The following is a 24,102-nucleotide window of genomic DNA, read 5'->3' as shown; positions in this document are numbered from 1 at the left end:
TCTCAGTGCGGCCGGCGGCGGAACCAGCCGGCCAGCGACAGCCGGTCGTGCGTGGCCGGCAGCACTTCATGCGGCATATCGGCCGACAGGAACAGCACCAGCCGGCTGCCCATGGGCGCGATGTCGCTGCTGGGCGCATCCAGCGGATGCAGGCGCAGCGCGCCGCCCTGCTCCAATTGCCAATCGGGATTCAGGTAGATCACCACCGACACGGTGCGCAGATCGTCGTCGCGAAAGCGGTCCAGGTGTTTGCTGTAGGCGGCGCCTGGCGTGTAGAGCGCGTAGTGGCTTTCGTAGCTGTCCAGGCCCAGGAAGAATTCCCGGTTCAGCGCGAGGCGCAAGGCTTCCATCACCACCAGATAGCGGTCGCAGGCGGCGGACTGGCCGGCTTCCAGCCACAGGATGCGGTCGCCGCGTATGTCACCGCGCACCGCCTGCGCGGTCCCACGGCCGACAGCGGCCAAGGCCAATGCGCCGGCAGCGGCGCCGGCGCGGCATTCGGCGGCCAGGGCCAGCGTCAGATCATGGGATAGGAACAGGTTCTGTTGCGACCAGCCATGCAAGGCCAGTCCATCGAGCGTCGGTTGATGCAGGCCATAGTCGCTGGCGGGGAGTTCGGTAGGCATAGGACTCCTGGTGAGCGGCCATGGTAACACTCATATGCCGCCTGGTCCGGCGCACTGCTGATTTCGCGCAAATCGATCCCGAAAAGCAGTCGCAAGATGGATTCGTGCGCCCGTCGGTCCGGGCCTGAAAGGCCTACAATGAAGCTCCCGGAACCACCTCAGGAGAATGACATGGAACTGGATAAGGACCAATGCTGATGGGCGTTCTAGCCTAATGCCGCGAGCCGCGAGCGCACGGCATCGATGAAGGCGTCGGGTTTGTCGAGGCTGATGCAGATGCGCGAGATGGCTTGGGCGCGACCGAAGCCGTTCATCAATTTGCTGCCGGCCTTCAGACGTATCTCCACATTCATGCTGCCGAACTGCCGGTAGCGCAGCACGCCGCGCTGGCGGCGGATGTCGTTGCCGCAGCGGGCCACCGATTCGATCATGTCGTAGGATACCGCGCGGTCGGCGGCGAACACGCCGCAGCGTATCAGTACCGCCTTCTCGTCCAGCGACACCGGGCGCCATTGGCTGGCGCGGTACTCCGCCACCAGATACAGCACCGACCACACGCTGAGCACATCGACCACCCACGCATACACCGGCTTCACCGCCACCAGATGCAGCATGAAGTGCGACAGCGGCATCTCGAACAGCATCACCATGATCAGCGCGAACTGGTTGGAGACGTTGCCGTCGTTCTTGTCGTAGCTGAAGTGCTGCTGGCCGGTGTAGCGCAAACGCTCGCCGCGCCGCATGAACAGGCCGTAGTACCAGATGCGCGCCTCGAACAACGCGAACGGCGCAAAGCCCGTGCCGGCGAAACGGCCGCGTATGGCCGTCGCCATCGCCTCGTCGGCGTTGCCGTCAAGGCGCATCAGGGCCGCGATACGGCGCACCATGTAGACCAGCAGGTACAGTTCCAGCGCGCCCTGCACCAGCGCCATCAAAGGCCAAAAACGCTCGATGCCGCGCCACAGATCCTTGCTGCCGTCGGCGATGATCGCGCTGCCGAAAGCGCATCCCGCCATCGCGAACACCAGCCACTTGAGCAGGAACGCCTTCAACGACGGGCGGAACATGAAGTAGTACAGCAGCGGGAACGTCACCAGCAGGTCGCCCAGCAAAGGCCAGTCGGCCATGTTGCGGCCGTAATCGTTGGCGATGAACGGCACGCGGAAGTAGAAATAATGTGCTGACATCGTCGCCAGGACGATCAATCCAAACCACTGTTTCCTTCCGATGCCGACTGCCATGAACACCTCCGCGTAGCGAATATGGCAAGTATAGCGGCGGTCAGCAGATCATGCAGGCGGCGCCCTTATTTTGGCGCGTAGGCGCTGCGCGCCGGCATGCGCAGGCACACCCGCGTGCCCGATGCCGGCGAGCTGTCCAATGCCAGCGTGCCGCCGATGCGCTCCGCGCGCTCGCGCATGCCGACCAGGCCCCAGTGGCCGGGACGCCGTCCGGCCGCCAGCACGTCCTGGTCGATACCCTTGCCGTTGTCGCGCACCGTCATGCCGAAGGCGCGGACGGAGTAATCCAGGTCGACCGCGACCTCGCTGCCGCCGGCGTGGCGGAAGGCGTTGAACAAGGCTTCGCGGCCGATGGCGAATACTTCGTCCTGCACCATCGCCGCCAGCTGGCGCGGCGCACCTGAGGTGTTGAGCGAGAACGCCACGCCATGCTGCTGCGCCGTCTCGCGGCCGAAGTCCGTCAGCGCCGCGCCAAGGTCGCCCCGGTAGTCGTTGGTCACGCGCAGGTCCAGCACCTGCATGCGGCCCTCGTAGATCACGTCGTCGGCGGCCTGCAGCGCCTTGTCGATCTGCTGCTGCGCGGGATCGGCGGCGGGCAGCGCTTTCTTGATCAGGTCAAAGCGCAGTATCAGCCCCTGCAGGCTTTGCAGGAAGGTGTCGTGCAAGGTGCGCGCGATGCGTTCGCGCTCCAGCGCCCGCTCGCGCAGGCGCTCGCCGATCCGCGCCGTCGCCGCGGCCATGCGCCAGCGATACAGCAGGTACAAGGCCGTCAGCACGGCGGCGCCGCACGCCAGCTTGAACCAGATCGTCTGCGTCAGCGACGGTACGATGCTGAACGCCACGCTGCCGGCGGTGCTGCTCCACACGCCGTCTTCGTTGGCGGCGACCACCTCGAAACGATAGTCGCCAGGGCCAAGGTTGGTGTAGAAAGCCTGGCGCGCGCTGCCGGCGTTGCGCCACGCTGTCTCCAGGCCGGTCAGGCGGAAACGGAAGCGCGTGCGCTCGGGGATGGACAGCGCGGCGGCGGTGAAGTCCACCTCCAGGCTGTCGGTATGCGGCGGCAAGGCGATGCCCTGCCCCGGCAGGTAGCTGCCCTGCGCGGTCTTGAGCGCCGTCACCCACGCCAGCGGTGCGCGCCCGTTACGGCCGATGTGCGCCGGATCGATCCAGCCCACGCTGCTGTCGGTGGCGTACCACAGGCGGCCGTCGGTGGCCTGCACCAGCGTGGGCACCGGCCGCACTTGGGCGGGCGTGCCATCATGGCCGTCCAGATAGTTGAAGCGCTCGGCCGGCTGGTCGGCAGCGTCGCCGCGCAAGCCCTCCAGCGCCTTGGCGTCAATGCGCACCAGGCCATCGACATCGTGCAGCCAAAGCTCGCCACCCGCCGTCTCGACGATGCCGGAGACGCCGTGAAAGCCCTTGCCGTCGGCGTCGTGCAGGGTGGTGAAGCGCTTGCCGTCGAACCAGGCCAGCCCGCGTTCGCCGCCGACCCACAGCCGCTCGCCGCGCCGCGACATGACCAGGATGTTGCCCACCTCAAGGCCGTCGGCGGCGCCGAACTGGCGGATCTTGTCGTGGTCCAGCAGCGCCAGATTGTTTTCGGTGTAGCCGAACCACACGCCGCCGCCGGCATCCGTCATCAGCGAAACGGCGGTGCGCTTGGGCAGGTCGCTGCGGCCGTTGCGCGCCAGCCAGGCGCCGTCGCGGAAGCCGTACACGCCCTTGCCGATGATCGACAGCCACAGCGTGCCCTGCGCGTCCATCGCCATCGCCTGCGTATCCTTGTCGCCCAGATCAGCGGGCCGCTGCCACGACTGCAGTTGCGCGCCCTGGCGGCGCCACAGCGCCTTGTCGGTGGCGAACCAGATCGTGCCATCGGTGTGGCGGTAGGTCGCGGAGACTTTCCTGATCTCCGTGGCGCTGCGCGTGCCGTCGGCGGCCAGGCCGAAGGTCGGCAGGTCGAAGGCCCCTTGCGACTTGAGGTTGTTAATCCAGACCATGCCGTCGCTGCCGGCCACCACGCTGGGCGCGTCCATGCCGACCGGCAGCTCGATCGCCGTCAGCCGGGTTTCCCGTATGCGGTTGATGCCGGCCTCGGTGGCCAGCCACATATTGCCTTCGCGGTCGTCGAGCATGGAGCTGAAGCCCTTGCCCACCAGTCCCTGTGCCGGCGTGAAGGTCTTTTGCGGACGCTGGTCGCGGTCGAGCAGCTGCACGCCGTTGCCGACGCTGACCCACAGCGCGCCGCGCCGGTCGATGGCGTAACCCTGCATCGGCAGTTGGCCGTTGTGCAGCGCGAACGGCGCGACCGTGCCCTTGGCCGGATCGAACAGCTGCATGCCGTGCAGCTGGCTGTTGATCACCAGCGCGCCGTCCGGCCGCAACTCGCCGCCCTCGACGCCGGGCTGCTCCAGCACGCGCCGGAAGCGGTGCGACTCCGGCTCGCTGCGGTATATCCCGTCGGGGAAGTAGACCAGCAGGCTGCCGTCGGGCAGCACATTGAAAGCATTGGTTTGGCCTTCCGGCAGGCCGTCCTGCGGGCCGGCGTGGCGCCAGCGCTCGCCATCGAGCCAGTGCATGCCCTGGCTGCTGGAGAACCACATCGCGCCCTTCGGCGTTCTGCCGAAATGATAGATGGAGCCGGCCGGCACGCCCTGTGCTTCCCGGTAGTGGCGCACCTTGCCGTGTTCGAAAACGCTGACGCCGCCGAACTGGTAGCCCACCCACAGCGCGTCGCCGTAGGCATCCACGCACAGCGTCACCGGCGACAGCAGCGGATTGCCGTCGACGCGGTCGGCGCGCTCGAAGCGGGCGCCGTCGAAGTGATACAGGCCGTCGCGGGCGGCGAACCACAGCATGCCGGCGCTGTCCTGCGTCATCGAGTAGACCGAGGATGGTGCGCCGTCCTTCTTGCCCCACCCGGTTTGCAGCAGGCCGCTGCGCCAGTATGTCGGAGCGGCGGCGATGGCGTGGGTGCAGGCGGCCAAGGCCAGTAAGGCGATCACGCCGGCGCGGGCGATACCGCGGAGTTGAACGGGCATGGGAAATTTCTATTCGGGGAAACGCCGAATTTACCACACGCCCGCGCGGCTGTGGTCTACCTGAAGGCCTTGACCAGCGCGTCGAGCTTGACCTTGAGCGACTGGTCGTGGTGGCTGACCGGCGGTATCTCGCGCTTGACGTCCAGCAGCTGGTAGACCGCCATCTGCGCCGCCCGCACCGAGTATTCGACGGTGAACACCACGTCTTCCGGCACCTCGACGAACTGGCTGACGAAGGCCAGGTTGCGCGAGTTGGGCGGCACCGGCAGCGGACGGTCGCTTTTAAATCGCGGCATGAACATGCTGGTGATGTAGGGCATGCGGCAAGGGATGCAGTTGGCCTTGTCCATGATCTCCATGTCGAAGTTCAGGTGGCCGCACAGCTCGCGCAGGATCTCTTCGCCGCTGCAATCGGCCATGGGCTTGGCGACGAAGTTGCCGATGCGGTCGGGGTGCAGTGCGTAGCCCCAGAATACCTGCACGCCTTCCGGCTGGCCGGCGAAGTGCGGCTGGTGCGCCAGCACGATCGACATCAGCCAGTTCGAATCCTTGAACGTGACCAGGCCGCCGGTGCCGGCGACGTTGCCGCTGAACTGCTCCATCTTGTTGAAGAACGCGGGGTCTTTCAGCGTGACGGTGAAGGACTCCCACCACGATTCCGGGATGCTGGAATTGAAGGCGGCTGGATTGCCGAACTGCGGACGGTCCAGCGCCAGCTTTTCCCACAGGGCCCAGCCCTGGCTGTCGCGCTTGTCCAGCTTGGGCGGCGCGCTGTGCATGCTGCCGTGGCTGGAGGCGTCGGTCATCGAGCCGTTCTGGAAGAAAACCAGGTCCTGCGGGGCGACGGCGATGGTCGTGGCTTCACCGTTGCGGGTGCAGCGCAGCGCGGTGGCGGTCAGCACGCCGCCCTCCTCCATCAATTCGATGTCGTCGACCTTGCAGTCGTGGACGACCTGTACGCCCTGCTGTTGCAGCCAGTGCTGCAAGGGCCGCACCAGCGAGTCGTACTGGTTGTAGACGGTGCGCTTGACGCCGGCCAGCGTTTCGATGCGCGAGAACTCCATCATGAAGCGATGCAGGTAGCGCTTGAATTCCACTGCGCTGTGCCAAGGCTGGAAGGCGAAGGTGGTAGCCCACATGTACCAGAATTTGGTGTCGAAGAATTCGGGCGACAGCCAGTCGGTGATGGCGCTGTTGCCGAGCTTTTCCTCGTCCGCTTCGGCCAGGGCCAGCAGCTCGGTGCGGTCCTGCATAGTGAAGCCCATCGATGTGACGTTGACGCGGAAGCGGTTGCGGTCGACCAGGCGGGCCTGCGAGTGCGACTTGTGCATTTCGTTGAAGGCGGCGGTTTCGTCGTAGACGCTCTGGCCTTCGTGCTCCAGCGAGGGGATGGACTTGAACAGGTCCCAGGTGCATTCGTAGTTGTCGGTGGTGAGCATGCGGCCGCCGCGCAGTGTGTAGCCGTTGTCGGCATCGCCGCCGCCATCGAGGCTGCCGCCGGCCAGCGGCATGGCTTCGAAGATGGTGATGTTGCGGCCGTCGACGCCGGCGTCGCGGATCATGAAGGCCGCTGCCGACAGTGAACCGATGCCGCCGCCGACCAGATATGCTTTGATGGATTTGTTCATGGCGCTGTCCTTTTCCTTGGAAATAAGTTGCCATGATAGTGCGGGATTTGTTATCAAAAATGCCGTACGTTACGCTAAAGCACTACTTCCATGCGCTAGATCAAAAATCCAAAAAATATATCTGCTAGGCAGGCCTGTACTGCGGCCATCAGTCGAAGGCGACGTCTTCAAGGCGGAAGCGGAATTTTCGGCGCTCAGGCTCCGTCCAGCCGGGGCCCGGAGTGACATTGCGGGGCAAGGATGGCGCGGGAGTAGCCAAAGGGGCCTGGGGTATGACAACAGCCGCGGGCAATGGCGAAGATGGCGAAGATGGCGGAGGTGGCGCACCGGGCAAACTCGCTGTGGCCGCCATGACAGGGACAGCGGCTGCGGCGCGGACCAATTCGCGGCGTCGCAGGTCGGCTATCTTCCAATGTTTTTCGCCAGGCATGCGGATCGATATATCCTGCCATGCATTGCGCACGCTGTCGGCATAGCCGCTGGCAAATTGATTGGGCGAGACGGCGCGGCCCTTGTACATGATATGGTCGCCTTCGACGATCGCATATTCGTGGTCGTTGCGATAGGCCATGCGCAGCCATGTGCCCTCAGGCAGAAACAGCGTTTTCCATTGATAGCCGCGCGGTGTGGCCGGCGGCGCGGCGCATGTCGTGGTAAGCCAGAGCTGGATCGCGGCGTCGACGGCCTCCGCTGGGTCGATGGGGGCGCCGGTTTCACGTAGCCGCTCCATCAGCGCCAGCAAGGTGGATGGGGAGACGCTCACGCTCATTGTGGCAACCATACTGTTCTCCTTACTGAAACCTACTGAATTCTGCTTGCGGGTACTGAGTTAGACACGCAGAGTACAGCGAAGTTCAATTCAGTAGAATTCAGTAAAAAATTCAGTAGGTTTGCTAGAAGGAGAATTCGGGTACACCCATGGTGGATATACCCGCGGCAAGTTACTTCTCCGAATACATGCCGGCGTATTTCAGGCCGAAGTACAGGATGAAGGTGTAGCAGACCGCCGGCACCAGGAAGGACATCTGCAGGCTGATGGTGTCGGCCAGCAGGCCTTGCGCGAACGGCACCAGCGCGCCGCCGACGATGGCCATGCACAGCACGCCCGAACCCTGACCGGTCAATGGACCCAGCTTGTTGAGCGCCATCGAGAAGATGGTCGGGAACATGATGGAGTTGAACAGGCCGACGGCCAGCATCGCCCACATCGCCACATGGCCGCCGCTGAAGATGGCGGTCAGCACCAGCACAATCACGGCCGCCGAGTTGAAGGCCAGCGCCTTGCCCGGGCTGACGTAGCGCATCGCGGCGAAGCCGATGAAGCGGCCCACCATCGCGCCACCCCAGTAGTAGCTGACGAACGGCGCCGCGTCGGCGGCCGACAGGCCCGCCACTTTAGGGTCGCCCATGAAGTTGATCAGGAAGCTGCCGATACTGACTTCGCCGCCCACGTACAGGAAGATCGCCAGCGCGCCCAGCACCAGATGACGATGCTGCAGCACGGCCGACCAGCCGGCGCTCTCGCCGTCCGCCTGTTCGGCGTCGACGATCTTCGGCAGACGCGCCAGCGCGAACAAGACCGCCAATGCCAGCAAGGCCGCAGCCAGCACCAGGTAAGGGCCCTGCACGCTGGCCGCCTGGGTCGCGTGGTAAGCCGACAGCTGTTCGGTGGTCAGCTTGGCCAGGTCGGCGGAGCTCATCACGCCACCGGCCAGGATCAGCATGCCGCCCAGCGCAGGCGCCACGGTCGTGCCCAGCGAGTTGAAGGCCTGGGTCAGGGTCAGGCGGCTGGAGGCCGTCTGCGGATCGCCCAGCACCGTCACGTAAGGATTGGCCGCCACTTGCAGGATGGTGATGCCGCCCGCCAGCACGAAGAAGGCAATCAGAAACAGCGTGTAGCCGCTGGTGGCCGCTGGGTAGAACAGCGCGCAGCCGGCGGCCGCGATGGTCAGGCCGGCGACGGCGCCGTTCTGGTAGCCGATTTTCTTGATCAGCATACCGGCCGGCAGCGAGACGATGAAGTAGGCGCCGAAGAAGCAGAACTGCACCAGCATCGCCTGCACATAGGTCAGCGTGTAGACCGCCTTCAGGTGCGGGATCAGCACGTCGTTCAGGGAGGTCAGCAAACCCCACATGAAGAACAGGATGGTGACGATAATCAGCGGACCGGTATTACCGCCGGTCTGCGTCTGGCCGCCCTGCATCGGGACGGCTTGCGAATAGTGTTCCATGCTTTAAGAGTCTCCTGATGTTTTATTTAAAGTCGCCGCATGCCAGCGCATCCTTGTCCTTGGCGGCGCCGCCAACGATCTGGATGTTGGCGAACGTCGCCGCGAACGGCGCATCGGCGGACACGCTGAACGGCGTGCTCAGTGCCGCCATCGACAAGCCCTTGGCGCTGAAGCAGGCCAGCGGGATTTTAACCGTCTGCTTGCCCTTGCCCGCCAAACGCTGGAACACGGCGCTGGCGTCCAGCTCCACGGTTTCGATGCCGACGCCGACCTTGCCCTGCGGCGCAGCCGACACGATAGCATCAAATTGCAGCGCGCCGTCAGCCGATGCGAATGCTGGGAGCTTCTGCGCCTGGGCCGCTTGCGCTTCCAGTTTGGCCGGGCCGCTCCAGGTCAGGCGCTTGGCGTCCTGCTGGGTGTTGATCTGCGCGGTTTCGACTTTGACGGTCGGCAGGTTGAAGACGGCGTTCAGGTCCGCGCCCAGGGCCACGCGCTTGCCGCCGCTGTGGACGTAGAGCGCGTAGGTCGAGCGATCGGCCGGCGCGTACACCGGCACCGAGGTGGCCTTGCCGCAGCCGCCGGCCGGATAGCTTGCGTCCAGCAGTGGCAAGGCGCCCTTGCTTGCCGCACCTGCGTAGGTCAAGCCGTAGCCGTACTTGAACAGCGGATCGTAGGCCGCATCGCCGACGTTGAGCGGCGACTGGCAGGCCGACTTCGGCCACGAGAACGACAGCTTGCCGTGGAAGTCGACATTGACCTTGCCGTCCGCCTTGCGGAACAACACGTCGGACACGCCCTTGCCTTCGGTGCCCGGCAGCCAGGCCGAGACGAAGCTGTCGGACAAATTCAGCAGGTCGTTGACGAACAGCGGACGGCCGGTCATCAGCACAGTCACCACCGGCTTGCCCTTGCCCGACACGGCCTGCAGCACGGCCAGATCCTCGGGATGGCGGCCGGACAGGCGCAGCGTGCCGGATGGGCCGATGTCGCCATCGCCTTCCGCGTACGGCGTCTCGCCGATGACGGCAATGACGGCGTCGAACTTGCTGACATCGACGCCGGCAGCGTTTTCGCTGAAGGTGACGTTGTCCTTGCCGGCGGCGTCCTGGATGCCGGCCAGGATGGTGTCGCTGACCGGGTAGTCGCTGTTCTTGTTGTCGGTGCCCTGCCAGGTCAGCGACCAGCCGCCCGACTGGTTGGCCATGTTGTCGGCGCTCTTGCCGACCACCAGTATCTTTTTGCCGCGCGCCAGCGGCAGCACGCCGCCGTTATTCTTCAGCAGCACCAGCGATTCGCGCACCGCTTGGCGCGCCAGCGCGCGCGCCTGCAGCAGCTCCTGCTTGCCGGCGTAGATGTTCTGCGACGGCTTCTTGCCGTCGAACAGACCGGCGCGCAGCTTCACGCGCAGGATGCGGGTGACGGCGTCGTCGATGCGCGACATCGGGATCTCGCCCTTCTCCACCTGCACGATGGTGTTGGCGATGAAGGCCTTCCAGTGCTCAGGCACCATCACCATGTCGACGCCGGCGTTGATCGAGGCGGCGCAGCTGTCGTTGGCGCAGCCGGGTACTTCGGCGATGGCGTTCCAGTCGCTGACCACCAGGCCGTCGAAGCCCATCTTGGTTTTCAGCGCGTCGGTCAGCAGCTCTTTACTGCCGTGCATCTTGCCGTGGTCGGAGCCGCCCTTGACGTCGTTCCAGCTGTTGAAGGAGGCCATCACCGTCTGCACGCCCGCTTGCAGCGCCGGGTAGTAGCCCTGGGCGTGGATGTTGATCATCTCGGACATGGTGGACTGGTTCTCGCCGCGGTCCTTGCCTTCGGCCGTGCCGCCGTCGCCGATGAAGTGCTTGGCGGTGGCGACCACGGTGTTGTCCGATTTCAGATCGCCCTGCAGGCCCTTGACGTAGGCGCCGGCGTAGTCCTTGACGATAGCCGGATCTTCCGAGAAGGACTCGTAGGTGCGTCCCCAGCGGTCGTCGCGCACCACGGCCAGCGTCGGCGCGAACACCCAGTCGATGCCGGTGGCGCGCACCGCCTTGGCGACCGATTTGGCCATCTCGCCGATCAGCTTCGCGTCGCGCGCGGCGCCCAGGCCTATGTTATGCGGGAACAGCGTGGCGCCGTACATATTGCTGTTGCCGTGCATGGCGTCGATGCCCCAGATGACGGGGATCTGCACCTTCATGTCGGTGCTCATCGAGGCGTCGTAGTAGGCGTCGGCCAGCTTGACCCAGTCGGCCGCGCTGGCGTGCTTGTTCCCGTCCGGCCAGCTGCCGCCGCCGTTCAGCACGGAGCCGATGTAGTACTTGCGGATGTCTTCCGGCGTGCTGAATTTGATTTCCGGCTGCGTCATCTGGCCGACCTTCTGCGCCAGCGTCATGCCGGCGACGATCCTGGCGATGCGCGCTTCCATGGCCTTGTCCTGCTTGACGGCGCTGGTGATGTGCGGCCAGTCGGTCAACGGCGCGGCGGTGGATGCGGCGGTGGCGAAACAGACGCCGCCCAGCGCCAGCGTGGCGGCCAGCACGGCGCGGCGCAGGGTGTGGTTATTGGTCTTCATTCGTGTACTTGTCTCCGTTGTTGATATTGTTTTTTATGCCTGGCGCAGGAAGGCGCTGTACCACTGGCCGCTCTGCTTGAGGATGCGGCGCTGCGTCGGATAGTCGATGTAGGTCAGGCCGAAGCGGCGCAGATAGCCTTCCGCCCATTCGAAGTTATCCAGCAGGCTCCAGGCGAAATAGCCCTTGATGTTGCCGCCGGCGCCGATGGCGTCGCGCATGGCGGCCAGGTGGCGGATCAGGTAGTCGCGGCGCGCTGTGTCGTTCACGGCGCCGTCGGCGGTGAGGTGATCGTCGTACGAGGAACCGTTTTCGGTCACGTACAAATCGCCGGTGGGGTAGTCGCGTGCCACGCGTTCCAGCAGATCGATCAAGCCTTGCGGCGATACTTCCCAACCGAAGTCGGTGCGCTGGCGGTCCTGCGGATAGACGATGGAGGTCCGCAGCGGATACTGGTCCGGCGCATGCCGCACCACCTCGGGGAAGTAGTAATTCACGCCGAGGAAATCCATGGGCGCGGCGATGGCCTCCATATCGCCCGGCAGCACCGTCGGCGCATCCTGGCCGACCAGTTGCAGCGCCAGCTCGGGATAGCCGCGGCCATACAGCGCGTCCAGGAACCAGCGGTTGCGCAGCACGTCGTGGCGCACCACGGCCTGCTGGTCGGCGAGGCTGTCGCTGGCCGCCTGCACCGGATGCAGGCTCAGGGCGATGCCCACCTTCGCGCCCGGCACGTTGGCGCGTATCAGCGGCACGGCCAGGCCGTGCGACACCAGCACGTTGTGGCATACCTGCAGCGCCAGCGGCAGGCTCTTGTTGCCCGGCGCGTGCATGCCGTCCCAGTTGCCGTGCATGGCCGTGCACCATGGCTCGTTGTGCGTGATCCAGTGCTGCACGCGGCCGCCCAGGTGCTTGCTCATCACGTCGACGTAGTGCAGGTAGGCGTCGACGGTGGCGCGGTCGGCCCAGCCGCCACGGTCTTCCAGGTACTGCGGCAGATCCCAGTGATACAGCGTGCACCACGGTTGCAGGCCGCGCGCCAGCATGCCGTCCACCAGCTTCGAATAGAACTCCAGGCCCTTGGCGTTCGGCTCGGCGTCCACGCCGTTGAAGATGCGCGGCCAGGAGATCGAGAAGCGGTAGGAGTTCAGGCCCATGGACTGCGCCAGGTCCAGGTCTTCCTCCCAGCGGTGATAGTGGTCGCAGGCCACGGCGCCGGTGGCGCCGTCGCGGATCTTGCCCGGGGTCTCGCTGAAGGTGTCCCAGATCGACGGCACGCGGCCGTCTTCGGCGGCGGCACCCTCGATCTGGTAGGCCGAGGTCGAAACGCCCCACAGGAAGTCGCTGGCAAAATCGGAACGCTGGATCGCCGTAGGCAGGTCGGTAAGAATCATGGTCATGGTTTTTTTATTGATGGGGCGAAGGGAGTAGGCGGAACGCTGGCGTTCATCCACTTGATGATGGTTTGCTGCGGCTCGTACGGCACGCTGCCGAACAGGCGGAACAGGTTTTCGATCTCGGCCAGCGGGGCGGTGTTGAAATCGAGCTTGGGTATCTTCGCGCCGGGGGCGTTCGTCACCAGGCCCCAGGTGCCTTTTCCCTGGCCGCCCTGATTGGTCACGAGCTTGTAGGACCAGGCGGTCGAGGCCCAGCCGTTGGCGACGTAGGTATCGTAGGTGGCGCGCGTGACCTGGCCGCCCAGCTCCGGTCCCATGAAGGCCCAGGGCTGGAACTCGCCGATGAAGTAGGCGGTGTTCAGTTGCTGCTGCTGCTGCGCCTTCCATGCGCAGACGCCGCCTTTGCCGCCCTTATCTGCGTCGCATTGCAGCCAGTCGCGGTGGACCTCGGCGCCCGGCTTGCCCCAGCCGAAGTGGCCCGGGTACGGATGCATCTCGAAGGCGACGTTGACCTGGCCATGCTCGGACGGTTTGCCGTAGGCGTCTATGCCCTTGCTGTGGCCGGGCAGGATGATGACGTGATTCGGATCGACCTTGCGGATCTCGCGGTACAGCGTGCCCATGACCACGGCCAGGTTTTCCGGCGTCGTGCCCCAAGGTTCGTTGAGGATGCTGTAGCCGGCCACCGCGCCGCGGTCCTTGTAGCGCGCGGCGATCTGCTGCCACAGCCAGATGGTGCGGGCTTGGTAGTCCGGCGTGTCCCAGTACTTGTTCTTGCCGGCGCAGCCGCTGTGGTGCTCCCAGCCCTGCGAACCGACGGCGCCGTGCAGGTCGAGGATCACGTAGATGCCGCGCTTCTCGGCTTCGGCTATCGCGTTGTCCAGATAGCGCCAGGCGTCGGCGCGCAGGTGGCGCGGGTTCTTTTCATCCTCCACCACGCTGTAGATGAAGGGCAGGCGCACCAGGTTCAGCTTCATCTTGGGCAGCATGTCCCAGTCGCGCTGCGTGATCCAGTTGTCGCGGTACAGCGCGTACAGGCGTTCGCGTTCCGCGTAGCCGAAGCGGCGGTCCAGCACCGCCTCCAGCTTGCACTGGTCGTCGATGCCGGCGCTGCCCTGCCCCATCATCCAGAACTCCTGGATCAGATAGTTGCCCAGGTTGACGCCGCGCAGCGCCGGCCGGCTGCCGTCGGCCGCCAGCCACTGCGTGCCCTCGGTGTGCAGCATCGGCAGCGCGGACGCGGGCGCGGGCACGGGCGCTTGCGCCCACGCCGCCGCGCCGCCCAGCAAGGCCGCCGCCAGCCAGGCGGTGCCTAGCAATCTTGTTGTCACCATCCAGCATCTCCGTATGTGGAATCGTTTCCAATATACACCAAAAAAAGAGCGTGCGACCAGCGCACACCCTCATTCTTTACGCCTTTTTACCGCCGTCCGGCGCCGGCCCCAGCGAGGCCCGCTGCGTCACATGCAGCGCATACTCGCGCTGCACCGGGCGCTCCAGCTCATAGCAGTGGTTGAGCAGGTAATTCAAGCCGTTCAAGGTCATCTCGCTCCACGGGATATGCACGCTGGTCAGGCGCGGCGCGGTGAATTCCGCGCTGTGCGTATCGTCGTAGCCGAGCACCGACACCTGCTCCGGCACCGCCACCCCGGCCTGCTGGAAGCAGGACAAGGCGCCCACCGCCATCTCGTCATTGGCGCAGAACACCGCCGTGTATTCGTACCCCGACGCCATCAGCTGCTCGGCGCAAGCCCAGCCGCCCTCCGGCGAAAACTGCCCATCCTCCATCCACACCGAGGCCGGGTCTATGCCCGCCGCCGCCAGCTCCGCCATAAAACCGGCGATGCGCTGCTGGTTGTCCGGCGCGCTGGCGCGGCCGGCGATCACCGCGATGCAGCGATGGCCCTGCTCCAGCAAGGTGCGCGCCGCCAGCCGGCCGCCGGCCTCGTGGTCGACGGTGAAGCACTGCCCGGCGATGCTGGCGAAGGCGTGGTTGATCACCACCACCCGCTGCTGGAACGGTCCCAGCGCGACAAAATCCTCATCCTCCAGCGCATTGCTCATCACGATCAGGCCGTCGCTGCCGCGTTCGATCAGGAAGTTCACGCCCTCGATCGCCTGCTGCCGCGCATCGCCCTCGCCGACGCCGAAGGCCACCACCATGTTCAAGCCTGCGGCCCGCAGCGCGGTGTAGATCGACTGCAGGATGGGCGTATAAAACGTCCCGCTCAGATAGGGAATGTAGACCCCGATCATCTGCGAACTGCCCGACAGCAGCGTGCGCGCCGCGTGCGAGGGGCGGAACTCCAGCTCGTCGATCGCCGCGCGCACTTTTTCCAGCGTCGCCTGCGAGACCGAACCCTTGCCGCTGATCACGCGCGACGCGGTGCCCAGCCCCACTCCCGCCAGGCGGGCCACATCTTTGATGGTTGCCACAAGTCCCCTTATCCGTTCAGTCTATGCGGCGGCAAGCATACCCCATGGCATACGGCGGTGACAAGCGCGGCGGCGTCAGTCGCGCAGCGCGGCGGCGATGCTTTTCTGCGCCTTCTCGACCGGCATCTTCGTGTTCCAGAACGCCGTCAGCACATCCTGCAGCGCGCCGTTCTGGTCCGGCGTCAGGAACACTTCGATCATGCCGACCTGGCGCGACTTGTCCTTCATGATCGCCATGCCGGCCTGGGCGCAGGCGTCCATCGACGCCACGTCGATATCGCTGCGCACCGGCAGCGAGCCTTTGAGCTTGCTGAACTCCAGCTGCGCGGCCGGCGCCAGCATGGACGTGGCCAGCAGCTTCTGCGCCTTGACGGCGTCGGCGTTGGTGGTTTTCGGGAAGACGAAGGCGTCGCCCTGGATCAGGTAGGGCACGGCCGGGCCGAGGCCGGCGATGCAGCCGTAATCCTTGCCGGCGGTCTGTTTGGCGGCAGCGAACTCGCCCTTGGCCCAGTCGCCCATGATCTGCACGCCGGCCTTGCCGCTGATGAGCATGGCCGTGGCGTCGTTCCAGTTGCGGTTGGGCGAGCCGGTGTCGACATAGCTTTGCAGGCGCTTGAAGGCCACCAGCACTTTCTTGAACGCTTCCGAGTTCAGCGCCTTGGGGTCGCGGTCGCGCAGCACCTGCAGGTACAGCTGCTTGCCGCCGACATTGGCCAGCATGGCCTGGAACAGGATGTTTTCCTGCCACGGCTGGCCGCCGTGGGCCAGGCCGACCACGCCGGCCGCCTTCAGCTGGTCCAGCGCGGCGAACAGCTCGTCCGGCGTGGCCGGCTCTTTGGCGATGCCGGCCTTCTTGAACGCCGCCTTCGAATACCAGATCCAGGTCGACATGTGGATGTCCACCGGCAGCGCGTAGTAATGGCCGTTGACGCGGATGACGTCGAGCATGGGGCCGGGCATCAGCTGGTCCCAGTGGTCGCGCGCGGCGATGTCGTCGACGTTGTTGAGCGAGCCCTGGTCGATCAGGTCGCGGAACTGCTTGGTGGTGTTGAACTGGGCGGCGGTGGGCGGATTGCCGCCGACGATGCGGTTGATCGCCACGGCCTTGGCCTGGTCGGCGCCGGCCACGGCCGTGTCGACCCAGACGCCGCCGGCGGCGCGGTAAGCCTCGGCGAACTTGCGCACGGCGGCCGACTCGCTGCTGGACGTCCACCAGTGCATCACCTCGGCCCTGGGGCCGGCCGGCGCGGCCGCCTGGGCGGCGCCTGCCGCCAGCGCCCATGCCGCCAGCCATCCGGCGGCCAAGCCGCCCCTACCCTGCTTAGTCATCCTGTCTCCTTGAACGCCGATGTCTCCCGGCGCTTGATTATGCATGACCGCCGCCCGCCCCGTCAGCGTAAAAAATCCGGCGCCACCGGGCGCCGGCAACTTCGATACGAAGAGACGAGGGGTGCGTGTCATGAAGAAACGCATGGATTGGAAACGTTACCAATCCATGTTGACGAATATAGCATTCATTGTTTTTGAGTGTCAACCGTAAATGGTGGAGCCGGGCCGGCAGGCCGGCGCCACCAATTACGCTTACTCGCCTTCGCGCACAAACACGCGCAGGCGGTGGCCATCGCGGTCGACGGCGACGAAGGTGTAGCCGAAGTCCATCGCCACCGGGCGCTGGGCGATGGCGACGCCGCGCGCCGACCAGTCGGCGTGCATGTCGTTGACCACCGTGCGGTCGGCCACGCTGATGCACAGCTCGCTGCCGCCGCCGGAAGCCAGCGCCTTCGGCTCCACCGTGTGGCGCGACCACAGGCCCAGCCTCAGGCCGTTCTCCAGCATGAACAGCGAGAAGGTCGGCGCGGTGTCCACCGGCTGCTGGCCCAGCAGGTCGGCGTAGAAGGCGGCGCTGGCGACCGGATCGTCGACGTACAGCAAGACATAGTTAGGGCTGATCATGAATGTTCTCCTGGTGGGTTAGCGCGGCGCTCATTTCCGGCACCGCATGAACACCATGGTAAGACCAGGCTGTGACAGTTTCTGTCAGGAGCGTGGCGCTTGCCTTCGATCAAAAGCGGATATTTCCAGGTGGATAGAATCGAAGGGTATCGACCATCAGGAGCCCGCGCATGGACACCCACCGCCGCAGGCCGCGCCGGCAGCGCGGCGCGTTTGCCATGATGTTCGGCCTGGCCCTGCTCGGCCTGCTGCTATTCGTCGGCATGGCGCTCGACCTGGGGCAGCTGTACAACCGCAAGGCCGAACTGCAAGTGCTGGCCGACGCCACCGCGCTGGCCGCCGCACGCGAACTCAACGGAACCGCGGCCGGCGTCGCCAGCGCGCTGACCAAGGCGGCCACGGCCGCCAGCGAACTGCGCTACCAGCACGGCCAGTTGGCCATCACCTGGTCCAGCGCGGCCCTGCGCTTCAGCGCGACGCCGGACGCGGCCGGGCCATGGCAGGATGCCGCCAGCGCCCAGTCCGCGCCGGACGGCCTGCTGTACGCGCGCGCCGACACCGGCGCGCTGAACGCCGCCTACGGCCAGGTCGCCACCGTGTTCATGCGCGCGCTATCGAGCACGCTGGCCGACCTCGCCACGTCGGCACGCGCCGTGGCCGGACGCCAGACCATCGCCGCCACGCCGCTGGCGGTGTGCGCGCTGTCGGCCACGCCGGCCGCCTCGCGCGCCAACCCCGGCCCGCCGGCGCGCAACGAACTGGTGGAATACGGCTTCCGGCGCGGCATCGCCTACGACCTGATGCAGCTCAACGCCAGCGGCCTGGCGGCGGAGCACTTCGTCATCGATCCGCTGTCGCCGCCCGGCAGCACCGGCAGCGCCGCCAACACCGCCGACAGCGTGACCGGCCCCTATGTGTGCACCGGCACGCTGCAGATGCCGCGCCTGCAGGGCGGCGCCATCACGGTCAAGCGCGGCTTCCCGCTGGCCACGCTCTACCCACAGCTCAACTCGCGCTTCGACCAGTACGTGGGCGGCGCCTGCAGTCCCAACGGCGCCCCGCCCGACGCCAACATCAAGGCCTACGCCTACGCGGCGATACCGTGGATGAGCACCCCGCGCACCACGCAGTCGGCCAAGTCGTACGGCGACGCCGCCCACAACAAGCTGTGGACGGTGGCCGATCCCCTGCCCTCGCCGGCCGGCACCGTCAACGCCGACTACGGCCCCTTGTGGTCCTACGCCAAGGCCGTGCCCTACAGCTCCTACACGCCCGGCTCGCCCGAGCCGGCGGGCGGCTATACCCCTTTCGCCGTCGCCACCTGGGCCCAGCTGTACACGCCCGGCGTGCCGGTGGCGGCCAGCTATCCGGCGCTGCCGCCCTACCAGGCGCTGGTGGGCGCCAACTTCCAGGCGCCGTCCAGCGCCAACCAGCCGGGGCTGCGCCAGCGCCGCGTGCTCAACGTGGCGCTGCTGTCCTGCCCGGTGGCGGCCGGCGGCACCGTCACCGCCAGCGTACTGGCGGTCGGCAAGTTCTTCATGACCGTGCCCGCCACCGCCACCACCCTGCACGCCGAATTCGCCGGCGCCGTGCAGGACCAGGAATTGGGCGGCGCCATCGAGCTGCTGCCATGAAGACGCGCGGCATCGTCACGGTCGAGTTCAGCCTGATCGCCCTGGTGTTTTTTACGCTGCTGTATGTGGTGATGGAAGTGGCGCGCGCGATGTACCTGCTCAACACGCTGCAAGAGGTGACGCGCCGCGCCGCCGCGATGGCCGCCGTGAGCGACTTCAGCAGCGCGAGCGTGATGAACCAGGTGCGCCAGACGGCGCTGTTGCGCAGCACGCCCGGCATGCTGACGATGGGGCAGCCGGTGAGCGACGCCCATGTGCAGATCGACTACCTGGCGCTGATGCGCGCCGGCAACGGCGCCCTGACGCTGACGCCCATCCCCACGGCCAGCCTGCCGGCCTGCGTGGCGCGCGCCCGCCTGAACTGCATCGCCGACCCGAACGGCGCCAGCTGCATCCGCTTCGTGCGCGCCCGGGTGTGCACGCCCAACGGCAATGGCGGCTGCGACGCGGTGGCCTACCAGACCATGGTGCCGCTGTTCAGCGTGCCCGGCGCGCTGCCGTTAGCAACCACCATCGCCAAGGCCGAGTCGCTGGGCCTGCTGCCGGGCAGTCCGCTATGCCCCTGAACGCTTACTCCAGTTTCCAGACGTACTCCAGGGTCTGCCACTGCTCGCCGCCGGGCGCCTGGAATTTGCATTTGGTGATGCTGGTGGAGGCGGCCTTGTCCAGGTTCTTGAAGCCGCTGGACTTGCTCACTTTGGACTCCTGCACCTTGCCGTCGGCCGACAGCTTCAGGCTCAGCACCACCGTGCCCTTTTCTTCATTCATCAGCGAGGCCTTGGGATACTCGATCACGCAGGGCACCTTGGGGTCGAGCGTAGCCATCTTGTCGGCGGCGAAGGCCGGCAGCGATGCCGATAGCAAACTGAGCGCAGCAATGGCGAGACGTTTCATGGGCGTTCCTTATGGTGAGGTGAATGGAATGGACTGTGCCTGCCACAGCGACGGGATCGCCGCCGCTGTAAGCACTTCGATCCTACGCCTCGCCGCCCGCGCCTGTCGATGCCGGCAAGCTACAGTGTTGCTTTCCTGCAAAAACCCGCCGCACCGCGCGCGGCCGCTCCGGACGCTGTCCAGAATCCAATGGCGCATCCGGCGGGCAACGTATATGCTGGTGCTGAGCTCCGTGACCCTCCACGCACAACGTACCTGACCATGCGGCGCAGCACCTTCCTCCGGCTGGCATTACTGCCCTGGTTCCCCGCCGCCTACACCGCGCCCGGGAAGCCGATGGTCAACGTCTCCACCCTGGTGGGCGCCGACCCCGCCACCGAGATCGCCGAACAAGTCCTGCGCGAAGCCTACAACCGGCTGGGCTACGAGCTGACGGTGCACCGCCTGCCGGGCGAACGCACGCTGATCTACGCCAACGAAGGCCGCATGGACGGCGAGCTGTATCGCAAGCTGGGCATGGACCAGACCTACGGCAATCTGCTGATCGTGCCGGTGCCGCTGCTGACCTATGAAATCGTCGTGTTCACCCATGGCACCAATTTCATCGTCCACGGCTGGGAAAGCCTGAGGCCGTTCACCATCGGCCACGTGCGCGGGATCAAGATCGTCCAGGAGAATACGATAGGCATGCGGACCGAGGCGGTGCCGACGATGACACAAGCCTTCCAGAAAATGATGGTGGGGCGGACCGACATCGTGGTCGGCAACCGCCTGTCGGGCCTGGCGGTGGTCAAGACCCTGAAGCTGGACGAGGTGCATGTGCTCAGTCCCCCGCTGGCCTCGTTCCCGGTGTACCACTACCTGCACAAGAAGCACGAGGAGCTGGTGCCCCGGCTGTCCAGCGTGCTGCGCCAGATGCGGGCTGAGAAAGTCATCGAAGCCATACAGCAGCGCGTCGCGCCCGGCAGCTAGCGGGCGCCGGCCTCGCCTTGCGCCGACAGCAATCGCTCGCCGCCATGCTCCTTCAGCGCCGCGTCGAGCGCGCTGTCGTAATCGGGCTGCGCGCGTTCGAGGCGCGCGCGCCCTTCCCTGGTCAGCACCGTGTAGACCCCGCGTTTGTCCGCGGGGCAGAGATCGCGGATCGTCAGACCGTCGCGCTCCAGACGCTCGACCAGGCGCGAAACCGAGCTCTGGTTCAGACGCAGATGCGTGGCCAGCTCCTGCATGCGCAGCTCGCTTTTCGGCGAGCGGGCCAGCACTTCCAGCGCGCGATATTCCGACAGGCCGATGCCATGGCGGGCCTGGAGAACCGAAGCAAGGGCGGACTCAACATTGGCGACCACTTGAGTCAGGTTGAGCCATGAATCGCTTCTCTTTAACATAAATCAGTCCGTAGTTTCCAATAAGAAATTGCCGGACTATTTTACATCACGCCCCCCTGCGCGCCTGGAGTTTCTCGCTGTCCGCCAGCTTCAGCCAGACCACGCCGGCGATGATCAGCGCCAGCCAAAACACCTGGCTCAGCGCAAGCGATTGGCCGAACAGAACGCTGCCAAACACCGCCGCGCCGACCGCGCCGATTCCCGCCCACACCGCGTAGCCGATGCCGACGTCTATCGTCTTCAGGGCCACGCTGAGCGCGTACAGCGTCAGCAGGAAAAACACGACGGCGGAGATCGACCAGCCCCACAAGGTGAAGGCCTTGCTGCCGCCCACGCTGAGGGCGTAGCCGATCTCGAAGACACCGGCCAGCAGCAACATGATCCATGCGCGTTGATTGTCAGTTGTAGTCATGATGGTTCCTTTCCTTATGCGCCGCTCAGTTGAAGGCCGACCACGCCCCCGATCACCATCGCGATGCCGATGATTTTTTTCAGATTAAGCCGCTGCCCGAAGAACAGCGTGCCGAGGACCACGATCCCTACTCCGGCGACGGACGTCCAGATCGCGTAGCCAACGCCGACCGGGAAGGTGAGCAATGCGAGACTGAGGAAGTAGGTGCCGATCGCACCGGTGACGAGGGTAGAGACGCTCCACCAGAAGTGGGCGAAGCCCTTCGCGTTGCCGGCAGAGATAGCGACCGCAATTTCAAAGAGTACGGCGATTCCAAGATAGATCCAGTTCATACATGTCCTTAGGTGAGGTTGGGAGATAATTATATGCATGTGCATGCATTATATTAGCTTCAACTGACATGTCAACAAACGATTGCGGCGAGACCATCCCGTTGTTCCTTCCTCACCATTTCTCGGCACGCAAAATAAATTGCCTTTCGGCAATCTGTGGTCTATGATGGGTTTATAAACAGACCCAAACCGCGTCTGTAGTTGCACTTATCAGGCAAACGATATGATGCTCAACGAACCCCTTGCCGTCCCGATCCGTAAAGGACCGCCACGGCCACAAGATGCCATAACGCCGATCCCGGCCTCGGCCAGCTTCCATGAAATGGCGAGCGAAGACGAGATCGGCGACACGCTAACCCTCCTGGCTTCGCACGGCGACGCGATCTCGATGTACGTGTCCGGCAGCCGCGAAGCGGTGCTCGGACGCATACTGTCCGTCGACCCCGAGCAGCCGCATTTCGTGATGGAGTTAAACGAAGGTGCAAGCCTGCCGGCTGGCAAGATCACCTTTGTCGCCGTGCTGCGCACAGCGAAATTGCAGTTCCGCCTGTCCAAGCCGGATTGGGATTCGCTCCCCGGCCAGCCGCAGCTGATCCCGATGACCTTCCCGGAAACCTGCTCGGTGCTGGACCGGCGCGCCTCGGAGCGCGTGGAAACGCCGCTGGGCACCAGTTTCACGGCTGCGCTGGAACTGCACGGCATCGAACAAGAATGGTCGATCTATGATTTCTCGCTGGGCGGGGTCGGCCTGCACTGCTCGAAGAGCCAGGCCAAGGGCTTGCTCAAGGGGCGCAAACTGGTGGATGTGCAACTGGTATTGGACGAGGAAACCGTCATCGTCGCAGAACTGGAAATCCGCTACACGCGCGCCTTCCGGTCCTTCCTGGCGGGCGAGCAGATCCATCTCGGCTGCATGTTCGTCAACATGACGCCGGAGACCGAAACCCAGATCAAGAACGTTATGGCGTTGTTCAACAATGCCCCGCGACAGCGATAGAGATCGTCGCGCGGTATGACTTAAACGATAAGCCGTTGAGCATTCCCAACTAGCCGTCTCGTGAGCAGGATCACTATCGACCAAGTGATCCCGTTCATCGAGGTGGCAACATGGAATACAGATACGCAGGCGATATCAACAAACTCCAAGGACACGCGCCGGTCGGCAGCAGTGAATGCGTCGCCTTGGTACAGATTTATGCGAACGCACCTCGTACCCTGCACTGGCGCGCAGGCAAGCACGTTCTCGACGCGGCACGGATCGCACAGGGAACAGCCATCGCAACGTTCTCTAGTCCAGTCGCCGGCTTCATCGGAAAACACGGCAGTCACGCTGCCCTTTTCATGTACTCCGGCCCGAAGGACACAGCCACCGGAAAGCCAAAATTCATCGTCGTCATGGACCAATGGAAAGGTCGCAGGATCAAGTCACGACGCTTCGATTACTACAGCCCAGAAGAAGCCAAGGCCAAGCGCATCATGGACTGCGATAATGCCGATGCCTTCTACATCATTCAATAACCATGCATACAGCAGCCTCTCTTTTGATCGCGGCCCTTAGCGGACTAGCTTCCGCAGAAGTTCCGCAGTGCCCAACTGAGATCAGTGCCTCTGCTGTGCAGATCAAATCCTCGCCAGGCTGGAGAGGACTGGTTCCAACTCGCCTATTGCTCGCGAATGCTGGCCTCGTGATTGGGCCGCCTGACCTAGAGCCAAGAGCAGAGCTCAGGGGAGACTATACGCAACTCAACGCAAGGCTTGAGAAGACCACATACAGCGGTTTGGCATCGCGCGAAAAATGGCTGATTTGCTCCTACGGACAAGGAGGCGAAATAGAACAAGCCTACCGTCTTCCCGAATCAATCGACCGTTGCATCGTTCGACGTTCCAGGAACCAGTACAACGAAGTTGGTGTAGAAGTCTCTTGCTGTTCGTTTGCTAGATGAATTGACCCACTCAGTTTGACCCGCCTTCCACTGCCTGGCAAACGCTGCTACGCGGTCATACGATCCTTCATAACCCAGCTCTTTCAGGTCCGCGTGGATCTGTTTCAAACTGCGGCGCAGCTTACGCGGCTTGCTTGTCTCGGCTTTAAGCGATCCTGATAATTGCAGAGAGTATTTGTCCAACCCGCTCGCGATACGGCGTTCGGCATAGCTGGGCTCAGTAATTTCCGAGCGCAAATAGCGTCGGACAGTATTGCGTGAGATGCCTAGTCGCCTGGCGATCTCGCGTAGGGGAATCTGGTCACGAATGTGCCAGCGTCGAATTATGCCTAGTAAAGCCACGTTGATCACTCCGATCTCCTGCCAGTAAGACAGGCCGAATTGTGCCCTTCAC

General features: G+C 64.8%; 23 protein-coding genes. 6 read left to right on the top strand and 17 right to left on the bottom strand.

What is annotated here, in order from left to right; translation table 11 throughout:
- Positions 1-2: 2 nt before the first annotated feature.
- The 12 genes from GEV01_RS06725 to GEV01_RS06670 form a co-directional block, all read right to left on the bottom strand.
- Positions 3-626 carry a 2OG-Fe(II) oxygenase gene (locus tag GEV01_RS06725; protein WP_152802824.1) on the bottom strand — a complete coding sequence of 208 codons (624 nt, stop codon included), beginning with the start codon at positions 624-626 and terminating at the stop codon, positions 3-5.
- Between the two features lie 206 nt (positions 627-832).
- Positions 833-1,813 carry a hypothetical protein gene (locus GEV01_RS06720; RefSeq protein WP_235914269.1) on the bottom strand — a complete coding sequence of 327 codons (981 nt, stop codon included), beginning with the start codon at positions 1,811-1,813 and terminating at the stop codon, positions 833-835.
- A 119-nt stretch (positions 1,814-1,932) separates the two neighbouring features.
- Positions 1,933-4,908 (bottom strand): sensor histidine kinase, encoded by a 2,976-nt coding sequence (locus GEV01_RS06715; RefSeq protein WP_152802820.1) that lies wholly within the window; start codon positions 4,906-4,908, stop codon positions 1,933-1,935.
- Between the two features lie 56 nt (positions 4,909-4,964).
- Entirely contained in the window at positions 4,965-6,536 is a 1,572-nt protein-coding gene (locus GEV01_RS06710; RefSeq protein WP_152802818.1) for an oleate hydratase, read from the bottom strand.
- Between the two features lie 148 nt (positions 6,537-6,684).
- Positions 6,685-7,317 carry a hypothetical protein gene (locus tag GEV01_RS06705; protein WP_235914268.1) on the bottom strand — a complete coding sequence of 211 codons (633 nt, stop codon included), beginning with the start codon at positions 7,315-7,317 and terminating at the stop codon, positions 6,685-6,687.
- A 160-nt stretch (positions 7,318-7,477) separates the two neighbouring features.
- On the bottom strand, positions 7,478-8,767 hold the full coding sequence (gene fucP, locus GEV01_RS06700) for an L-fucose:H+ symporter permease (RefSeq protein ID WP_152802816.1): 1,290 nt from the start codon (positions 8,765-8,767) through the stop codon (positions 7,478-7,480).
- Positions 8,768-8,789: 22 nt separating this feature from the next.
- Complete coding sequence (locus tag GEV01_RS06695) at positions 8,790-11,327, bottom strand: glycoside hydrolase family 3 protein (RefSeq protein WP_152802814.1); 2,538 nt, start codon at positions 11,325-11,327, stop codon at positions 8,790-8,792.
- A gap of 33 nt (positions 11,328-11,360) precedes the next feature.
- Positions 11,361-12,725 (bottom strand): GH1 family beta-glucosidase, encoded by a 1,365-nt coding sequence (locus GEV01_RS06690; RefSeq protein ID WP_152802812.1) that lies wholly within the window; start codon positions 12,723-12,725, stop codon positions 11,361-11,363.
- The gene (locus GEV01_RS06685; protein ID WP_152802810.1) at positions 12,722-14,056 is read right to left on the bottom strand and encodes a glycoside hydrolase family 5 protein; all 1,335 of its coding nucleotides are present in this window, start codon (positions 14,054-14,056) and stop codon (positions 12,722-12,724) included. Before GEV01_RS06685 ends, GEV01_RS06690 begins: the two co-directional genes overlap by 4 nt.
- A gap of 76 nt (positions 14,057-14,132) precedes the next feature.
- Entirely contained in the window at positions 14,133-15,158 is a 1,026-nt protein-coding gene (locus tag GEV01_RS06680; RefSeq protein WP_328595451.1) for a LacI family DNA-binding transcriptional regulator, read from the bottom strand.
- A 75-nt stretch (positions 15,159-15,233) separates the two neighbouring features.
- Entirely contained in the window at positions 15,234-16,487 is a 1,254-nt protein-coding gene (locus GEV01_RS06675) for an ABC transporter substrate-binding protein (protein ID WP_152802808.1), read from the bottom strand.
- A gap of 252 nt (positions 16,488-16,739) precedes the next feature.
- A complete protein-coding gene (locus tag GEV01_RS06670; RefSeq protein ID WP_152802807.1) occupies positions 16,740-17,111 on the bottom strand; it encodes a VOC family protein in 372 nt (123 codons plus the stop codon).
- 170 nt (positions 17,112-17,281) lie between these two features.
- On the opposite strand from GEV01_RS06670, the gene GEV01_RS06665 reads away from it, so the two are divergent.
- Positions 17,282-18,745 carry a pilus assembly protein TadG-related protein gene (locus GEV01_RS06665; RefSeq protein ID WP_152802805.1) on the top strand — a complete coding sequence of 488 codons (1,464 nt, stop codon included), beginning with the start codon at positions 17,282-17,284 and terminating at the stop codon, positions 18,743-18,745.
- The gene (locus GEV01_RS06660) at positions 18,742-19,311 is read left to right on the top strand and encodes a TadE/TadG family type IV pilus assembly protein (protein WP_152802802.1); all 570 of its coding nucleotides are present in this window, start codon (positions 18,742-18,744) and stop codon (positions 19,309-19,311) included. Before GEV01_RS06665 ends, GEV01_RS06660 begins: the two co-directional genes overlap by 4 nt.
- Before the next feature lie 4 nt (positions 19,312-19,315).
- On the opposite strand, the gene GEV01_RS06655 is transcribed toward GEV01_RS06660, so the two are convergent.
- Positions 19,316-19,639: an energy transducer TonB gene (locus GEV01_RS06655; protein ID WP_152802800.1), complete on the bottom strand. Its 324-nt coding sequence runs from the start codon at positions 19,637-19,639 to the stop codon at positions 19,316-19,318.
- Between the two features lie 261 nt (positions 19,640-19,900).
- On the opposite strand from GEV01_RS06655, the gene GEV01_RS06650 reads away from it, so the two are divergent.
- Entirely contained in the window at positions 19,901-20,611 is a 711-nt protein-coding gene (locus GEV01_RS06650) for a substrate-binding periplasmic protein (RefSeq protein WP_152802799.1), read from the top strand.
- Here GEV01_RS06650 and GEV01_RS06645 read toward each other — a convergent pair.
- Genes GEV01_RS06645 through GEV01_RS06635 form a run of 3 tightly spaced genes read right to left on the bottom strand, consistent with a single transcriptional unit; the run spans position 20,608 to position 21,765 of the window.
- Positions 20,608-21,021, bottom strand: a complete 414-nt coding sequence (locus GEV01_RS06645; RefSeq protein WP_152802797.1) for a MarR family winged helix-turn-helix transcriptional regulator — start codon at positions 21,019-21,021, stop codon at positions 20,608-20,610. The two genes, GEV01_RS06650 and GEV01_RS06645, sit on opposite strands and share 4 nt — an antisense overlap.
- A gap of 46 nt (positions 21,022-21,067) precedes the next feature.
- Entirely contained in the window at positions 21,068-21,433 is a 366-nt protein-coding gene (locus tag GEV01_RS06640) for a DMT family transporter (protein ID WP_152802795.1), read from the bottom strand.
- Positions 21,434-21,447: 14 nt separating this feature from the next.
- On the bottom strand, positions 21,448-21,765 hold the full coding sequence (locus GEV01_RS06635) for a DMT family transporter (protein ID WP_152802793.1): 318 nt from the start codon (positions 21,763-21,765) through the stop codon (positions 21,448-21,450).
- A 322-nt stretch (positions 21,766-22,087) separates the two neighbouring features.
- Here GEV01_RS06635 and GEV01_RS06630 point away from each other — a divergent pair, with 322 nt between their 5' ends.
- The 3 genes from GEV01_RS06630 to GEV01_RS31505 all read left to right on the top strand — a co-directional run bounded on the left by GEV01_RS06630 (position 22,088) and on the right by GEV01_RS31505 (position 23,708).
- Complete coding sequence (locus tag GEV01_RS06630) at positions 22,088-22,762, top strand: flagellar brake protein (RefSeq protein ID WP_235914267.1); 675 nt, start codon at positions 22,088-22,090, stop codon at positions 22,760-22,762.
- A 110-nt stretch (positions 22,763-22,872) separates the two neighbouring features.
- Entirely contained in the window at positions 22,873-23,283 is a 411-nt protein-coding gene (locus tag GEV01_RS06625; protein ID WP_152802789.1) for a BPSL0067 family protein, read from the top strand.
- Positions 23,284-23,285: 2 nt separating this feature from the next.
- On the top strand, positions 23,286-23,708 hold the full coding sequence (locus GEV01_RS31505) for an STY0301 family protein (protein ID WP_408014820.1): 423 nt from the start codon (positions 23,286-23,288) through the stop codon (positions 23,706-23,708).
- On the opposite strand, the gene GEV01_RS06620 is transcribed toward GEV01_RS31505, so the two are convergent.
- Positions 23,622-24,059 (bottom strand): helix-turn-helix domain-containing protein, encoded by a 438-nt coding sequence (locus GEV01_RS06620; RefSeq protein WP_408014819.1) that lies wholly within the window; start codon positions 24,057-24,059, stop codon positions 23,622-23,624. The two genes, GEV01_RS31505 and GEV01_RS06620, sit on opposite strands and share 87 nt — an antisense overlap.
- Positions 24,060-24,102: the final 43 nt, after the last annotated feature.

It is taken from the genome of Rugamonas rivuli (assembly GCF_009380165.1).
GTDB classification, from domain to species: Bacteria; Pseudomonadota; Gammaproteobacteria; order Burkholderiales; family Burkholderiaceae_D; genus Rugamonas; species Rugamonas rivuli.
Note: the sequence above shows the minus strand (reverse complement) of the source record. Positions and strands in the feature narration are given on the sequence as shown.

Excerpts from the sequence above, each read along its gene's own strand:
- GEV01_RS06725 (WP_152802824.1), bottom strand. The coding sequence starts at position 626 with ATGCCTACCGAACTCCCCGCCAGCGACTATGGCCTGCATCAACCGACG.
- GEV01_RS06720 (WP_235914269.1), bottom strand. The coding sequence starts at position 1,813 with ATGTCAGCACATTATTTCTACTTCCGCGTGCCGTTCATCGCCAACGAT.
- GEV01_RS06715 (WP_152802820.1), bottom strand. The coding sequence starts at position 4,908 with ATGCCCGTTCAACTCCGCGGTATCGCCCGCGCCGGCGTGATCGCCTTA.
- GEV01_RS06710 (WP_152802818.1), bottom strand. The coding sequence starts at position 6,536 with ATGAACAAATCCATCAAAGCATATCTGGTCGGCGGCGGCATCGGTTCA.
- GEV01_RS06705 (WP_235914268.1), bottom strand. The coding sequence starts at position 7,317 with ATGGTTGCCACAATGAGCGTGAGCGTCTCCCCATCCACCTTGCTGGCG.
- fucP (WP_152802816.1), bottom strand. The coding sequence starts at position 8,767 with ATGGAACACTATTCGCAAGCCGTCCCGATGCAGGGCGGCCAGACGCAG.
- GEV01_RS06695 (WP_152802814.1), bottom strand. The coding sequence starts at position 11,327 with ATGAAGACCAATAACCACACCCTGCGCCGCGCCGTGCTGGCCGCCACG.
- GEV01_RS06690 (WP_152802812.1), bottom strand. The coding sequence starts at position 12,725 with ATGACCATGATTCTTACCGACCTGCCTACGGCGATCCAGCGTTCCGAT.
- GEV01_RS06685 (WP_152802810.1), bottom strand. The coding sequence starts at position 14,056 with ATGGTGACAACAAGATTGCTAGGCACCGCCTGGCTGGCGGCGGCCTTG.
- GEV01_RS06675 (WP_152802808.1), bottom strand. The coding sequence starts at position 16,487 with ATGACTAAGCAGGGTAGGGGCGGCTTGGCCGCCGGATGGCTGGCGGCA.
- GEV01_RS06670 (WP_152802807.1), bottom strand. The coding sequence starts at position 17,111 with ATGATCAGCCCTAACTATGTCTTGCTGTACGTCGACGATCCGGTCGCC.
- GEV01_RS06665 (WP_152802805.1), top strand. The coding sequence starts at position 17,282 with ATGGACACCCACCGCCGCAGGCCGCGCCGGCAGCGCGGCGCGTTTGCC.
- GEV01_RS06660 (WP_152802802.1), top strand. The coding sequence starts at position 18,742 with ATGAAGACGCGCGGCATCGTCACGGTCGAGTTCAGCCTGATCGCCCTG.
- GEV01_RS06655 (WP_152802800.1), bottom strand. The coding sequence starts at position 19,639 with ATGAAACGTCTCGCCATTGCTGCGCTCAGTTTGCTATCGGCATCGCTG.
- GEV01_RS06650 (WP_152802799.1), top strand. The coding sequence starts at position 19,901 with ATGCGGCGCAGCACCTTCCTCCGGCTGGCATTACTGCCCTGGTTCCCC.
- GEV01_RS06645 (WP_152802797.1), bottom strand. The coding sequence starts at position 21,021 with ATGTTAAAGAGAAGCGATTCATGGCTCAACCTGACTCAAGTGGTCGCC.
- GEV01_RS06640 (WP_152802795.1), bottom strand. The coding sequence starts at position 21,433 with ATGACTACAACTGACAATCAACGCGCATGGATCATGTTGCTGCTGGCC.
- GEV01_RS06635 (WP_152802793.1), bottom strand. The coding sequence starts at position 21,765 with ATGAACTGGATCTATCTTGGAATCGCCGTACTCTTTGAAATTGCGGTC.
- GEV01_RS06630 (WP_235914267.1), top strand. The coding sequence starts at position 22,088 with ATGGCGAGCGAAGACGAGATCGGCGACACGCTAACCCTCCTGGCTTCG.
- GEV01_RS06625 (WP_152802789.1), top strand. The coding sequence starts at position 22,873 with ATGGAATACAGATACGCAGGCGATATCAACAAACTCCAAGGACACGCG.
- GEV01_RS31505 (WP_408014820.1), top strand. The coding sequence starts at position 23,286 with ATGCATACAGCAGCCTCTCTTTTGATCGCGGCCCTTAGCGGACTAGCT.